The organism is Marinibacterium sp. SX1 (genome assembly GCF_050389775.1).
In the GTDB taxonomy this organism is placed as follows: domain Bacteria; phylum Pseudomonadota; class Alphaproteobacteria; order Rhodobacterales; family Rhodobacteraceae; genus Marinibacterium.
Genome location: NZ_CP177148.1, coordinates 77,376 through 90,526 on the forward strand (window position 1 = coordinate 77,376; position 13,151 = coordinate 90,526).

13 protein-coding genes and 1 riboswitch are annotated in these 13,151 nt (G+C 66.2%); of the genes, 3 read left to right on the forward strand and 10 right to left on the reverse strand.

The window, feature by feature from the left end; translation table 11 throughout:
• Positions 1–5: 5 nt before the first annotated feature.
• The 5 genes from ACK3BB_RS24780 to ACK3BB_RS24800 form a co-directional block, all read right to left on the reverse strand.
• Positions 6–1,052 (reverse strand): AAA family ATPase, encoded by a 1,047-nt coding sequence (locus ACK3BB_RS24780; RefSeq protein ID WP_428929396.1) that lies wholly within the window; start codon positions 1,050–1,052, stop codon positions 6–8.
• 261 nt (positions 1,053–1,313) lie between these two features.
• Entirely contained in the window at positions 1,314–1,619 is a 306-nt protein-coding gene (locus tag ACK3BB_RS24785) for a methanol dehydrogenase [cytochrome c] subunit (RefSeq protein WP_428929397.1), read from the reverse strand.
• Between the two features lie 139 nt (positions 1,620–1,758).
• On the reverse strand, positions 1,759–2,232 hold the full coding sequence (gene moxG, locus ACK3BB_RS24790; protein WP_428929526.1) for a cytochrome c(L), periplasmic: 474 nt from the start codon (positions 2,230–2,232) through the stop codon (positions 1,759–1,761).
• Between the two features lie 148 nt (positions 2,233–2,380).
• Complete coding sequence (moxJ, locus tag ACK3BB_RS24795) at positions 2,381–3,223, reverse strand: methanol oxidation system protein MoxJ (RefSeq protein WP_428929398.1); 843 nt, start codon at positions 3,221–3,223, stop codon at positions 2,381–2,383.
• A gap of 158 nt (positions 3,224–3,381) precedes the next feature.
• A complete protein-coding gene (locus ACK3BB_RS24800; protein WP_428929399.1) occupies positions 3,382–5,274 on the reverse strand; it encodes a methanol/ethanol family PQQ-dependent dehydrogenase in 1,893 nt (630 codons plus the stop codon).
• Positions 5,275–5,768: 494 nt separating this feature from the next.
• Between ACK3BB_RS24800 and ACK3BB_RS24805 the strand changes: the two genes are divergently transcribed.
• Genes ACK3BB_RS24805 through ACK3BB_RS24815 form a run of 3 tightly spaced genes read left to right on the forward strand, consistent with a single transcriptional unit; the run spans position 5,769 to position 8,370 of the window.
• Complete coding sequence (locus tag ACK3BB_RS24805) at positions 5,769–6,299, forward strand: hypothetical protein (protein ID WP_428929400.1); 531 nt, start codon at positions 5,769–5,771, stop codon at positions 6,297–6,299.
• Positions 6,296–7,735, forward strand: coding sequence for a histidine kinase (locus tag ACK3BB_RS24810; protein ID WP_428929401.1), 1,440 nt, complete (start codon positions 6,296–6,298; stop codon positions 7,733–7,735). The genes ACK3BB_RS24805 and ACK3BB_RS24810 overlap by 4 nt, the downstream gene beginning before the upstream one ends.
• Complete coding sequence (locus ACK3BB_RS24815) at positions 7,732–8,370, forward strand: response regulator transcription factor (RefSeq protein ID WP_428929402.1); 639 nt, start codon at positions 7,732–7,734, stop codon at positions 8,368–8,370. Before ACK3BB_RS24810 ends, ACK3BB_RS24815 begins: the two co-directional genes overlap by 4 nt.
• 143 nt (positions 8,371–8,513) lie before the next feature.
• Here the strand turns inward: ACK3BB_RS24815 and nrdF are convergent, their stop codons facing one another.
• The 5 genes from nrdF to nrdH form a co-directional block, all read right to left on the reverse strand.
• The gene (gene nrdF / locus ACK3BB_RS24820) at positions 8,514–9,485 is read right to left on the reverse strand and encodes a class 1b ribonucleoside-diphosphate reductase subunit beta (RefSeq protein WP_428929403.1); all 972 of its coding nucleotides are present in this window, start codon (positions 9,483–9,485) and stop codon (positions 8,514–8,516) included.
• 13 nt (positions 9,486–9,498) lie between these two features.
• Positions 9,499–9,882: a VOC family protein gene (locus ACK3BB_RS24825; RefSeq protein ID WP_428929404.1), complete on the reverse strand. Its 384-nt coding sequence runs from the start codon at positions 9,880–9,882 to the stop codon at positions 9,499–9,501.
• 108 nt (positions 9,883–9,990) lie between these two features.
• The gene (nrdE, locus tag ACK3BB_RS24830) at positions 9,991–12,138 is read right to left on the reverse strand and encodes a class 1b ribonucleoside-diphosphate reductase subunit alpha (protein ID WP_428929405.1); all 2,148 of its coding nucleotides are present in this window, start codon (positions 12,136–12,138) and stop codon (positions 9,991–9,993) included.
• The gene (gene nrdI / locus ACK3BB_RS24835; protein ID WP_428929406.1) at positions 12,120–12,536 is read right to left on the reverse strand and encodes a class Ib ribonucleoside-diphosphate reductase assembly flavoprotein NrdI; all 417 of its coding nucleotides are present in this window, start codon (positions 12,534–12,536) and stop codon (positions 12,120–12,122) included. Before nrdI ends, nrdE begins: the two co-directional genes overlap by 19 nt.
• A gap of 4 nt (positions 12,537–12,540) precedes the next feature.
• Positions 12,541–12,762: a glutaredoxin-like protein NrdH gene (gene nrdH, locus ACK3BB_RS24840; protein ID WP_428929407.1), complete on the reverse strand. Its 222-nt coding sequence runs from the start codon at positions 12,760–12,762 to the stop codon at positions 12,541–12,543.
• A gap of 106 nt (positions 12,763–12,868) precedes the next feature.
• Positions 12,869–13,081, reverse strand: a riboswitch (cobalamin riboswitch).
• Between the last annotated feature and the right edge of the window lie 70 nt (positions 13,082–13,151).

Here is a 13,151-nt window from a genome sequence, read left to right on the forward strand (position 1 = left end):
CCCCGTCATGCCGGCACCGGCACATGGGCCAGCACCGCGTTCAGCAGGTCGGGCACGATCCGGTCGCGGCGGGCTTCGTAGACCGGCGTCAGAAAGATCCGGTGGCCCATGCTGGGCGCAAGGATCGCGGCCACATCGCCGGGCACCACGTAATCGCGGCCTTCGATCCAGGCTTGGGCCCGCGCCGCGCGCACCATGGCCGACACGCCGCGTGGGCTGGCCCCGCCCAGGACCAGCCGGTCCATCGCCACATCGGGCAGCGACAGCCCGGCGGTGGCGGGGTCCCTGAGGACGTCCCAGAGCGCAAACAGGTAGCTCTGCATCGTCGGGCTGACATCCACGCCGGCCTGGATGGCGCGGGCGGCGTCATCGAGCCGGCGGTAATCGGTGATCACCCGGGGCACGGCCTCGATCAGCCGGTCCGTGTCGTGGAACACGGGGTCAAAGATCAGCCGGCGGCGCTGGTCGGGATCGGCGGGCGCGGCGATGTCGATTTCCATGAAGAACCGGTCCCGGGCGGCAGCGGGCAGTTCAAAGGTCTCCTCGCGTTCGACCCGGTTGCGGTCGGCAAAGACCTGGAGATGGGGAAAGGCATGCTCGCGCTGAAACGCCGTCAGGCTGCGTTCGGCCATCGCCCGCAGCAGCAGGGCATGCACCTGGGGGCGGGCGCGGTTGATCTCGTTGAAGAAGAACACGGCCAGATCGGACCCGTGCCGCAGGATCGGCCCGGGATCGACCCGCGGGCGGCCATCCTCGCCAAGATAGGCCGCATAGACCACGTCGGCCGGCATCAGGTCGATGGTGCCCTCGATGCGTTCATAGGGCCCGCCGATGGCCTGGGCGATGGCCCGCAAGAGGGTTGTCTTGCCGACGCCGACATCACCTTCGAGCAGCACGTGGCCACGGCAGAACACGGCCAGCGTCGCCAGGCGGATGGCCCGTTCCTGGCCGATCACGGCCGTGCCGACGGCCTCTTCAAAGGCCAGGGCCATCCGGCGCCAGTCGTCAAGGCTGGCCTCTGGGCTGGCGGGCAGGGTCAATTGCGTGGTCATCTTCGCCTTTGTCAGAAAATGTCCGCGTGTGCAGGTCGATGCCGGGGAGCGCCTCGGGCATGGCCCGAGGGGTGACCCGCACACGCGGACGGTCAGGCCGACCCGGCAGGCAAACCGTGAGGAAGCATTTGCCGTGTCAATGGGAGCAGACCCGGGTGTTGCGCGGTCACTGCCCGGTCGGCCGTGGCGGTCGGGCGCGGGATGCGGCGCGCGGACCCGTTCGGCCCCCGCGTGTCGCTTGCCCCGCGCCCGAAAGTCCGGTCATTGGGGGATCTTGCGGATATCGTAGACGAATTCGCCGGTTTCCCTGAAATGCTTGACCCGCAGGGCGTTGCGTTCCTCCATGCCCTGGATCGACTCGGCCTGCTTGTTCAGCTCCATCGGGTCGTGCATCGGGTCATACTGCGAACCGGCGACCTGTTCGGGATAGCCCGGCTTGGGTTCCCAGCAATTGCCGGGCGCCCGGCAATTCGTGCCGTCATAGGCAAAGGCGGCCTGCGCGGCAAAGGACATGGCCAGCGTCAGGGCAAGGGGGCCGCAGGACGCGGCGGTCATGATGCGTTTCATTCTTTTCCTCCCAAGGTCTTCGTGAAGCCGGGCGCATGCGCTCCGGCGATGGCAATCGGCGCCGTCTTCGCCATGTCCCGGCCGATGCGCCCGCGGCCCGGGATCTCCGCGCCCCGAGGGGCCGCGGAACGGCGGAGCCTCAATGCCCGGCGGGCACGTAAGGCGTGAAACTGTCGCGTTGTTCGGGGGTCAGCCAATAGGCCGTGTCGGCCGGGCCGGTGTAGAGGTGCCGGACCCAGGCCATGGTCAGCAGCATTTCGTCCAGGGTCAGCGCGGCATATTGCGGCCCCATCATGCCCGATGCCCCGCCATAGATCGTGCGGAACAGGCCCTCGTCGGTGTCGTTCTCGGGATAGGTCCAGTAATCATCGTTCAGCCCCGGGCCCAGCTTGCCTTCGGCATAATGTCCGTGACAGCCGGAACAGGCCGTGGCGAAGGCCTCTTCGCCCTTGGGCAGGGCTTCGGCATCCTCGTTGTAGATGTTCAGGCCCGTGGCCAGGAATTCCTGCACCGCCGGGGTGTCGCGCCCGTCCTCGTAGGCTTCGCCCAGATCCAGCGGATCACCGGTGACGATGTTGTAGAGCGGGATCTGGGCGGTCAGGGCAAAGCCCATGCCGGCGATCCCGATGATACAGGCGCCAATGCAGGCAGAGGCCAGGTTTCGGTGTCTCACGGTGTGGTCGCTCATGGTGGTCGGGGTCTCCTGGATGGGTCGGGCAGGGCCGGGCCGGCCGGGAAGGACCGGCCCGTGTGACAGGCGATCAGCTGCCGGGCGGCAGCAGGGGGATGCCTTCGTCTGTCAGGATGGCGTCGATCTCGCCCCGGATCCCGGGCAGGGCCTGGCTGATCTCGGCCAGGAGGGCGGTGTCGTCCTTGCGCACGCCGATCGCCTGGTCGTATTGCAGCGGGATCTCCAGCCCGTCGACCCGGGTGATGGCGTCGGTGATCATCGTCATGCGCAGCGGGGTGCCCGACGCCTTGACATAGCGGGCCACGTCCGGGGCAAAGGCGATGGCCATGTCGGCATGGCCGGCCGTGACCTCGGACACCAGCTTGGCCGCATCGACCTGGTTGTACTGGTTGCGCCGCGACTTGAACTTGATCAGCCCATAGAGATAGGCCGCGTTGTCTTCCCATTTGCCGTTGTATTTCAGGATGGTCTCGGCCGGCGAATAGAACCGGATGGCAAAGCGGCCGTAGGGCGTGCCGGCAATGTCCTGCCAGCCGTCGCCGTCAAAGCCGGTGTCCTCGCGGCTGACATAGACATAGCCGGTGCGATAGACCGCCCCGGTGGTCAGCACGCGCGGGTCGTCGACATCGACGCCCATCACCACGTCGCACAGCCCGGCATCGAGGAAATCGCGCACCAGGTAGATGCCGAACTTGTCGGTAAAGACGAATTCCGGCGTCCGTCCCATCGCCTTGGCCAGCGCGATGGCGATCTTGTTCTCGAACCCGGTCTGGCCCTCTTCGGAATAGGGCGCTTCCCTGGTCGAGGCGCAGATCCGCAGGGCGTCGTCGGTCTGAGCGTGGGCGGCGCCGATCGTGCAGGCGGCGGCCAGGGCCGCTCCGGCCAGCAGTGATGTCGTGAATCTCGCGGTCATGTCTTTTCTCCCATGTCTGCCGGTCGTGCCCGGCGTCTCCGTCCTTTGCGCGGATTGATCCGTGGCGGGTGCCGCCGCACGGCGCGACATGCGCGGGCCGGCGACACCCCCGGTCCGGCAGGGCGGGATCCTCCTCCGCCTGCCGGGCCGTTTCGGTGTCACAGGGCGTTGGGTTCCCATTCCCCGATCGAGAGGTCCTCGGTGTAGGGGCTCTTGCCGTCGAGCGAGAAGACCATGATGCCCCCGCCCATCTGGGTGTAATTGGCCAGTTCCTTGAACGCGCCCACGGCGCCAAGACCCGCGGTCGGGTCGGTCAGGTCAAAGACCAGGCCGACACCGGGCCAGCCTCCGACACCGTAATAGATGGCGACATACTGGGTGCCGTTGTGTTCATAGGTCATCGGGTGGCCGATCGCGCCGGAGGGCATCTTGTACTTCCACAAAAGCGCGCCGGTGTCGGAATCGCGGGCCTTGATGAACCCGTCCAGCGTGCCGTAGAAGGTCAGCCCGCCGGCCGTGGCCATGGTGCCGCCCCAGACGGCGAACCGCTCGGGCACTTCCCATTTGTACTCGCCGGTGATGGCGTTGTAGGCCTTGACCTGGCCCGATCCCAGGTAGTTCTGACGATCGCCCTTGGGCCCGGGATACATCCACAGCGTTGCACCCACGAAGAACTGGCCGGCGCGATACGGCAGCATGAACGGCTCCCAATCCATGCAGATGTGGTTGATGCCCATCATGAACAGCTCGCGGTCCGGGTCATAGCTGTCGTGGCCCTGGTTGTGGTAGCCCATGGCCGACGGGCAGATGTCGCGGGCCTTGTGGTCCATCCGCGTGGCGAATTCCGGGTCGCGCACCGGCAGGCCGGTGTCCAGCTGGACGGTCTTCACCCAGTTGACCGTGTCGTCGAGCTTGTTGGCCGAGATCAGGTCGCCCGTCTCGCGGTCCAGGGTATAGACGATGCCGTTGCGGTCGGGATGGGTCAGCAGCTTGCGCGTCTGACCGTCCTTGTCTTCCTGTTCGGACAGCATCATCACGTTGACGCCGGCATAGTCCCATTCGTCATGCGGGGTCTTCTGGTAGCCGAAATGCGCCTCGCCGGTATCAACGTCGCGGCCCCAGATGGTCATCGTCCACTTGTTGTCGCCCGGGCGCATCGTTTCGTTCCAGGGCGCCGGGTTGCCCGAGCCGTAGTAGAACATGTTGGTGCCCGGATCGAAGGCGTACCAGCCCCAGTTGGTGCCGCCGCCGATCTTCCAGGCGTCACCCTCCCAGGTCTCCAGGCCCAGTCCGGTCTGGCCGTAATGCGGGTTGTTGATGTTGAAATCGCCGGCCAGCAGGATGTCTTCGTCCGGCCCGGTGGCATAGGCGCGCCAGCGCTGTTCGCCGGTGTGCACGTCATAGGCCGTCACGTAGCCGCGCACGCCCAGTTCGGCCCCCGACGACCCCACCAGCACCATGTCCTTGACCACATAGGGCGCGATGGTCAGGGTCGATCCGACCTTGATGTCCGAGTTTTCCATCATCCAGCGCAGCGCGCCGGTCTTGGCGTCCAGCGCCACGATATGGCCGTCCAGCTGGGTCTTCATGATCAGCGGGCCGGTCTCGTCGTCGCCGGGCCAATAGGCCAGGCCCCGGTTGACCACGTCACAGCAGGCCACGGCGCGGGCGGTCGGGCTTTGCTTGGGCTTGTGCTGCCAGACGATCTTGCCGGGGTCGTCGAGGTCGATCGCGAAGGTCGTGTTGGGGAAGGGCGAATGGATGTACATCATGCCATCGACGACCAGGGGCGTGCCTTCATGGCCGTGCAGCACACCTGTCGAAAATGACCAGGCCGAGCGCAGATCGGACACGGTGTCCTTGTTGATCTGCTCCAGCGCGCTGTAATTGTTCGCGTTGTAGTCGCGGCCGGTCATCACCCAGTTTGCCGGGTCGTTGGCCAGCTCGACCAGTTTGTCATTGGCCTTGGCCGGGGTTGCTGACAGTACCAGGCCACCCGTGACCACGGCCGCCAGCGCAAGCGCCGATGCCGTCGAGGTCCGAAGTTTCATACCAGGTTCTCCTCCCTTGGTGTGTTGCGAATTCGTCCAGAACGGTTCGGCCGGATGATCCGCGGCACCGCCTCCTCCTCCGGGGCGGGTGCGGTCGGCGCCCTGTCGGGGCCGGGTCGACCGTTCTTGCCGATCTTGCTGCCACGACGCCGGAATCCTGTCTTGAGCACTTTTCACCCGGCCCCCGGGCAAGACTTCCCAACGACCCGGGAAGAAGTTCCCAAACTGCTGATTCGATTGGGCTTTGAGCCGGTAAGTAAGACCAAAGTTGGGGCATCGACGGGCCGATCCGGCTGGTCGGCAGGGAAAGATCCGATGCAGGCTGGCGCCGGGACGGCCGGGTGTGATGGCCCGCGTCCCGGCGCCCGGAGCGCGCGGTAAAGACCGGCGCGGCCCTCGGCGAAGGAGGACCATATGACGACATGCCCGCCCGCGATATCCCCGGCCGGCCCGCAGGATCGGCCAGCGCCTTGCGGCGGCCGGACGCCCGGCCCATGAGGACGCGGCTGATCCTGGCCGGTCTGGCCGTTTCGGCCCTGGGCCTGGCCGGAACGCTGCTGTTGAACGCGCGCGATCCGGACGGCGGAGGGATGGCGCCGCGGGCGCCCGTGGCAGGGCCGGATGTCACCCCGGCGCAGGGTGCCGATGCCTGGCTCGACGTCAACGACCCGCGCCCGCCCGCGCTCTGGCTGGTTCGGAGAACTCACAGATTCTCAGAGTCTTCCGAGGATATGCGGGTCGAACAGGTCTCGGCGTTGCTAACCGGCGCCGAGCGGGCCTACCATGAAAACCGCCGGATGATTGCGAACCGGGTCGCCCAGATCGTGGATGTCACCGGCGAGCATGGTACGCCGCTGCTGCCCGAAAAGATCCTGGCGGATCTGGCTTTGCCCGAAGAGGTGGGACGGCAATGGCTTGGCATCGTCGCCCAGGCCTATATCGAGCTGCGCCGCAGTGGCCGGGCGCATGACGAAGCGGTGCAGATGGTGCGGCAGCGTGTTGGTGAAGGGGTAACGAGGAAATGACCGTTGCAGGGGTGACGACCGACCGGGGCGCGGACCGGGCGTCGGGCACGGCGCTGTCGCGCCTGTCCTTCCGGTTCAGGGTGATCGCGGGCCTGTCGCTTCTTGGAGGGCTGGTCTGGCTGCTGCTGGCCAGCGTGCTGGTCCTGAATGCGCGCATCGCCGTCGAACGCGAGATCCGCCATTCCTTCGACATGGCCGGCCAGACCATCGAGGCCAGCCTGCGGGAGGCCGGCCCCACGGTGGCCGATGGTGACAGCGTGATGCGCATGGCCGCCGGGCCGGACGGCCTGCGCCATGTGCAGGTGACCGCGCGGGGGCCCGAAGGCGGGATGTTGCAGGCCCGCGACGCCGACACGGCGGGTGACGGGGATGACGACGATGCCGAAGCACCGGACTGGTTCGTCGCCCTCACGGATGTGGCGCCGCTTCGCCGTGGTTTTTCCGTGGCGGTGGCCGACGGCGGGGTCTACGACCTGGTACTGGAAAGCCATTCCAGGGATGAAATCAACGAGGTCTGGGAAGACTTCCGGCTGATCGTGCCGATCACGATGGGCTACACGGTTGTCCTGGTGGCCGCCGCGGTGTTCTTTCTGAACGGGTTGTTCAACAGGCTGAAGACCATGTCCCGGGCGCTGCTGCGCCTGCGCGACGGCCCCACGGGCGAACAGCTGGCACGCCCCGACATCCCCGAGCTGGCGCCGATCGTGAGCTGTTTCAACCATGTGTCGGAAGCGCTTTGTGCCCGCGAGCGGGAAAACCGCGACCTGGCGCGCCGGCTCTTGTGGGCGCAGGACACCGAACGCCGGGGCGTGGCCCGTGAGCTGCATGACGAACTTGGACCCTATCTGTTCGGGCTGCGCGCGTCGCTGGACAGCCTGGAGCGCCAGATCGATGCCGGGGCTGGTGCGGACGAGACCCGGGCGACAATTGCCAGGCTGACCGACACGGCCCAGGCGATCCAGACCAGAAGCCGGCGCATCATTTCCGATTTGCGCCCGATGGCGCTTGGCGAATTGTCGGTCGGTGACCTGGTGCGCAACGGCATAGCGGCGATCCGGCGGATGGCGCCCGACACCCGCATCGACCTGATGGCGGGGCAATGCAACCGCACCTTCGGCGAGGCCGTCGACCTGACCGTCTATCGGTTTGTTCAGGAAAGCACGCTGAACGCCATCCGCCATGGCAAGGCCGGGCTGGTGACCGTCGAGATCCGCGAAGACGCGCAAGACGGCCTCTTGTCGGTTGTCGTCACCGACGATGGCGCGGGGCCGAACCCCAATGACACCCGGCCGGGCTATGGCCTGCTGGGCCTGGCCGAACGCGTTGGCGTGCTTGATGGCCAGCTGCGGGCCCCCTGGCGCCAGGACGGGCACACCCGGACCGAGATGCATCTGTCCGTTGTCACCGCGCGGGCTATTGGCCGGGGGCCGCAATGAGCCGGCTCTTGATCATCGACGACCACCCCATTGTCGCCCAGGGCTGCAGCGCGCTCTTGTCCTCCGGGGCGGCCTGCGAGATCCTGGCGGCCGACAGCCTGCTTGAAGGGTTCCGCACCTGGCGGGCCACGCGGCCCGACATCGTGATCGTCGATCTGTCCTTCAACCAGAGAACGCTGGCCGGGCTGTCCTTTATCCGCCGCATTCACGCCCTGTCGCCGCGCGATCCGATCCTGGCCTTCAGTATGCATTGCGATCCGATCATCGTCCGCCGGGCCCTGTCGGCAGGGGCCACGGGCTATCTGAACAAGGACGCCCCGCCCCGGGAAATCGAACATGCGCTTGACCGTATCCGGGCCGGCCGCCGCTATGTTGCCAGCGACCTGGCGGCCGATCTGGCCTTGCTGCCCGAAACGGAAACGCGGGATATCCGGAACGATCTGACGCGCCGCGAGCGCGATGTGCTGGTGTTGCTGGCCCGGGGCAGATCCTATCGCAGCATCTCGGCCGCGCTGGGGATCAGCTACAAGACCGTGGCCAACATCTGTTCGATCCTGAAATCCAAGCTCGAGGTCGATACCCTGCCCGAGCTGGTGGTCAAGGCGATCGAGACCTGCCGTCCACAACGCCAGTAAGTGGCGGCCCGGCGATGGCCCGGTGTGCCCCTGACATTTGGCAGCATCCGACCCGCTACCGGCCCGAACGCATTGCCCCATGAAAGGCAAAAGGCCCGCCAGATGGCGGGCCTTATGTCCTTGGCGAGTTGCGGGGTCGCTGCTCAGAAATCCCAGTCTTCGTCTTCCGTCGCGACGGCCTTGCCGATCACGTAGGACGACCCGGAGCCCGAGAAGAAATCGTGGTTCTCGCTGTCCGAGGACAGGGCGGCGAGGATCGCGGGGTTCACCTCGCAGGCCGAGGCCGGGAAGAGCGCCTCGAACCCGAGGTTCTGCAGTGCCTTGTTGGCGTTGTAATGCAGGAAGGCCTTGACGTCCTCGGTCAGCCCGATGCCGTCGTAGAGCTCTTCGGTATAACGCGCCTCGATTTCGTAGAGGTCGAACATCAGCGCAAAGGCGAAATCCTTCAACGCAGCGCGCTCGGCCTCGGGAAGCGTTTCGCAGGCGCGCTGGAACTTGTAGCCGATGTAATAGCCGTGGATCGCCTCGTCGCGGATGATCAGGCGGATCAGGTCGGCGGTATTGGTCAGCTTGGCGCGGCTGGACCAGTACATCGGCAGGTAGAAGCCCGAGTAGAACAGGAAGCTTTCCAGGAACACGCTGGCGATCTTGCGTTTGTTCGGGTCGGCGGTGACGTCGTATTCGTCCAGCACCAGCCGGGCCTTGGCCTGCAGATGCGGGTTTTCCTCGGACCAGCGGAAGGCCTCGTCGACCTCGCGGGTGGAGCAGAGCGTCGAGAAGATCGACGAATAGCTGCGCGCGTGCACGGCCTCCATGAAGGCCACGTTGGTCAGCACGGCCTCTTCGTGCGGGGTCTGGGCGTCCGCCAGCATGGCAGGCGCGCCAACGCTGTTCTGGATCGTGTCCAGCAGGGTGAGGCCGGTGAAGACGCGGATCGTCAGTTCCTGCTCGTCCGGGCGCAGGGTGGCCCAGCTTTGCACGTCGTTGGACAGCGGCACCTTCTCGGGCAGCCAGAAATTGACGGTCAGGCGGTTCCAGACCTCGAGGTCCTTGTCGTCCTGGAGCCGGTTCCAGTTGATCGCGCGCGGAACGGCGCGGGGCGCGGTGTCTTTCATCGGTCGGGTCCTGTCATGCCGCGCGGTGGGCGGCTTCGATGTTGTTGCCGTCGGGGTCGAGAACATAGGCGGCGTAATAGCCGGGATCGCGTTCTCCGGGGCGGCCGTTGTCCGTTCCGCCGGCGGTGAGGGCCGCGGCGTGGAAGGCATCGACCGCCGCCGCCGACGGGGCGGTGAAGCAAAGGTGGATCGGGCTGCGCGCCGGGGCGTGGCCGTCGCGCCAGAACTCCGGCGCATCCGGCCCGACGTAGAGGAAACGTTCGCCCTCGCCGGCCACGATGAAGGCGCCGTCGGGGTGGCGCTGGACGATGCTCAGGCCAAGCGGGGCCAGCGCGGCCTCGTAGAAGGCCAGCGCCCGCGCCGCGTCGGCGGTGATGAAGCCCAGATGGTCGAACATGGCCGTCTCCGGTTGAATGGGGCAATCGTCACGGTCGGTTGGAGGGGCGGCGGGGTAAACCCCGCCCTACACTGGCCCCGTAGGGCGGGGTTTACCCCGCCACGTGGTTCACAATGTGCAGGAGACACAACCCTGCACTTCGGTGCCTTCCAGCGCCGTCTGGCGCAGTCGCACGTAGTATATCGTCTTGATCCCCGATTTCCACGCATGGATCTGGGCGCGGTTGATGTCCCGCGTCGTCGCCTCGGCCGGGAAGAACAGCGTCAGCGACAGGCCCTGGTCCACGTGTTCCGTCGCCGCCGCATAGGTGTCGATGATCGCCTCGGGGCCGATCTCGTAGGCGTCGCGGTAGTACTCGAGGTTGTCGTTGTTCATGAAGGGCGCGGGGTAATAGACCCGGCCGATCTTGCCTTCCTTGCGGATCTCGACCTTGGACACGATCGGGTGGATCGACGAGGTCGAGTTGTTGATATAGCTGATCGACCCGGTCGGCGGCACCGCCTGAAGGTTCCGGTTGTAAAGCCCGTCCTTCATCACCGCCGCGCGCAGGGCCGCCCAGTCGTCGCGCGTGGGTAGGATGATGCCGAAGCGTTCGAAAAGCGCCTTCACCGTCTCGGTCTCGGGCAGCCAGTCGCGGGTCGTGTACTTGTCGAAGAACGTCCCGTCGGCATAGGCCGAATCCGCGAACCCCTTGAACGTCTGCCCCTTTTCACGCGCCAGGGCGTTCGAGGCCCGGATCGCGTGATAGGCCACGGCGGCGAAATAGACGCCGGTGAACTCGATCCCCTCGGGCGATCCGTAATGGATATGTTCCCGCGCCAGGAACCCGTGCAGGTTCATCTGGCCCAGCCCCACCGCATGCGCCTCGTCATTGCCGCGCCGCACCGAGGGCACGCTGTCGATGGCCGACATCTCGGACACGGCGGTCAGTGCGCGCAGGGCGGTCTCCACGGTCGCACCGAAATCCGGCCCGTCCATCGTCGCCGCGATGTTCAGCGAGCCCAGGTTGCACGAGATGTCCGTGCCCAGATGGCTGTAGCTGAGATCCTCGTCGAACTCGGACGCCTCGTTCACCTGCAGGATCTCGGAACACAGGTTCGACATGGCAATCCGCCCCGCGATCGGGTTGGCGCGGTTCACCGTGTCTTCGAACATGATGTAGGGATAGCCGCTTTCGAACTGGATCTCGGCCAGCGTCTGGAAGAACGCCCGCGCGTTGATCTTCTTCTTGCGGATCCGCTTGTCGTCGACCATCTCGTCGTATTTCTCGGTCACCGCGATGTCCGAGAACGGCACGCCATAGACCTTTTCCACGTCATGCGGCGAGAACAGGTACATGTCCTCGTTTTTCTTGGCGAGCTCAAAGGTCACATCCGGGATCACCACGCCGAGGCTCAGCGTCTTGATGCGGATCTTCTCGTCGGCATTCTCGCGCTTGGTGTCGAGGAACCGCAGGATGTCCGGGTGGTGGGCGTTCAGGTACACCGCCCCGGCGCCCTGACGCGCACCCAGCTGGTTGGCATAGGAAAAGCTGTCTTCGAGCAGTTTCATCACCGGGATCACGCCCGAGGATTGGTTCTCGATCCCCTTGATGGGGGCGCCGTGCTCGCGGATGTTGGTCAGCATCAGGGCCACGCCGCCGCCGCGTTTGCTGAGCTGCAGGGCCGAGTTGATGCCCCGCCCGATGCTCTCCATGTTGTCTTCCAGCCGCAGCAGGAAACACGAGATCAGCTCGCCGCGCGAGGCCTTGCCGGCGTTCAGGAAGGTCGGCGTGGCGGGCTGGAAGCGGCCGGAGATGATCTCTTCCATGTAGGCCATCGCCTGCGCCTCGTCGCCGCGCGCCAGTGCGAGCGAGACCATGACGACACGGTCTTCATAGCGTTCGAGATAGCGCTGCCCGTCGCGGGTCTTGAGCGTGTAGGAGGTGTAATACTTGAACGCGCCGAGGAAGGTCGGGAAGCGGAACTTGCGGGCATAGGCCGCGTCCCAGATCTTGCGCTGGAAGTTGCGCGAGTACTGGTCAAGGACCTCGGCCTCGTAATAGCCCTCTTCGACCAGGTAACCGAGCTTTTCGTCCAGCGAATGGAAGAACACGGTGTTCTGGTTCACGTGCTGCAGGAAATACTGCCGCGCGGCCATGCGGTCGGCGTCGAACCGGATGCGCCCCTCGTCGTCGTAGAGGTTCAGCATGGCGTTGAGCGCGTGGTAGTCGAGCCCCGACGCCGATGCGTCGTCCTTCAGGCCGTGGTCAAGCATTGCGTCCTCCAGAACGTCTGCAATCCCGCACGCAGGCGGGTGATGTCGGTGTCGGTACCGGCCAGCTCGAACCGGTACAGCATGGGCACGTCGCACTTGCGGGCAATGACCTCGCCCGCAAGCCCGTAGGTGGCGCCGAAATTGCGGTTGCCGCCGGCGATGACCCCGCGCAGCAGGCGGCGGCGGGCCGGATCGTTGAGGAACTGGATCACCTGTTTCGCCACCGCGCCGCGGCCCTGGCCGTCGGCATAGGTGGGCGTGATCAGCACAAAGGGGTCGGCAGGGGCGGGCATCGGGTCGCCCTCGTCCAGGGGGATCCGGTCGGCCGGCAGGCCAAGCGCCTGCACGAACCGCGCCGTGTTCCCCGACCGCGAGGAATAATAGACCAGCCCGCCCAAGGGATCAGGCCAGCCGGCCGATCAGGTCGGGGCGGAACCCGGCCCAGTGGTCTTCGCCGGCGATCACGACGGGCGCCTGGCGATAGCCCAGCTCGGTCACGCGGGTCATCGCGGCATCGTCCTGGGTCAGGTCGATGACCTCGAAATCGAGGCCCCGTGCTTCGAGCGCGCGCGTGGTGGCCGTGCACTGAACGCAGGCCGGTTTCGAATAGACGGTGATGGTCATCCCATGTCCCTTCTGGGCCGGCTCGGGGCACGGGGGACACGCAAGGCAACGGCAAGCCCGGGGCCGGCCGTCCTGTCACGCATCCCGCGGCCCTCCGCCGACGGTCGTCGTTGTCCTCGCCCTGGCAGGTTTCCTGACTTGCGGCTCGGCGCTCGGCTGGCCTTCCCGGGGGGTGCCGGTGGCATGTCAGCGTCGCTTGCCGCTTACAGTTGCGGGGGCAGTACCGGCTTGGGCTGTCCGGACCTGATCCATCGGGCCGCACCGGTTTCCCTCTTAGCCCGAGACGTGAATCACGGGCACCAAAGCAACTCTATATTGGGGTTTGCGGGGTGGGGATGTCAATATGTAGTTGTCGGTGAATGGGCCGTCCCGTGGCCCTATCGCCTGAT

Coding starts and splice junctions, on each gene's coding strand:
- moxG (WP_428929526.1), bottom strand. CDS start 2,232: ATGGGCTTTGCCCTGACCGCCCAGATCCCGCTCTACAACATCGTCACC.
- nrdE (WP_428929405.1), bottom strand. CDS start 12,138: ATGCTTGACCACGGCCTGAAGGACGACGCATCGGCGTCGGGGCTCGAC.
- moxJ (WP_428929398.1), bottom strand. CDS start 3,223: ATGACCGCGAGATTCACGACATCACTGCTGGCCGGAGCGGCCCTGGCC.
- ACK3BB_RS24805 (WP_428929400.1), top strand. CDS start 5,769: ATGAGGACGCGGCTGATCCTGGCCGGTCTGGCCGTTTCGGCCCTGGGC.
- ACK3BB_RS24810 (WP_428929401.1), top strand. CDS start 6,296: ATGACCGTTGCAGGGGTGACGACCGACCGGGGCGCGGACCGGGCGTCG.
- ACK3BB_RS24815 (WP_428929402.1), top strand. CDS start 7,732: ATGAGCCGGCTCTTGATCATCGACGACCACCCCATTGTCGCCCAGGGC.
- ACK3BB_RS24800 (WP_428929399.1), bottom strand. CDS start 5,274: ATGAAACTTCGGACCTCGACGGCATCGGCGCTTGCGCTGGCGGCCGTG.
- nrdH (WP_428929407.1), bottom strand. CDS start 12,762: ATGACCATCACCGTCTATTCGAAACCGGCCTGCGTTCAGTGCACGGCC.
- ACK3BB_RS24785 (WP_428929397.1), bottom strand. CDS start 1,619: ATGAAACGCATCATGACCGCCGCGTCCTGCGGCCCCCTTGCCCTGACG.
- nrdF (WP_428929403.1), bottom strand. CDS start 9,485: ATGAAAGACACCGCGCCCCGCGCCGTTCCGCGCGCGATCAACTGGAAC.
- ACK3BB_RS24825 (WP_428929404.1), bottom strand. CDS start 9,882: ATGTTCGACCATCTGGGCTTCATCACCGCCGACGCGGCGCGGGCGCTG.
- ACK3BB_RS24780 (WP_428929396.1), bottom strand. CDS start 1,052: ATGACCACGCAATTGACCCTGCCCGCCAGCCCAGAGGCCAGCCTTGAC.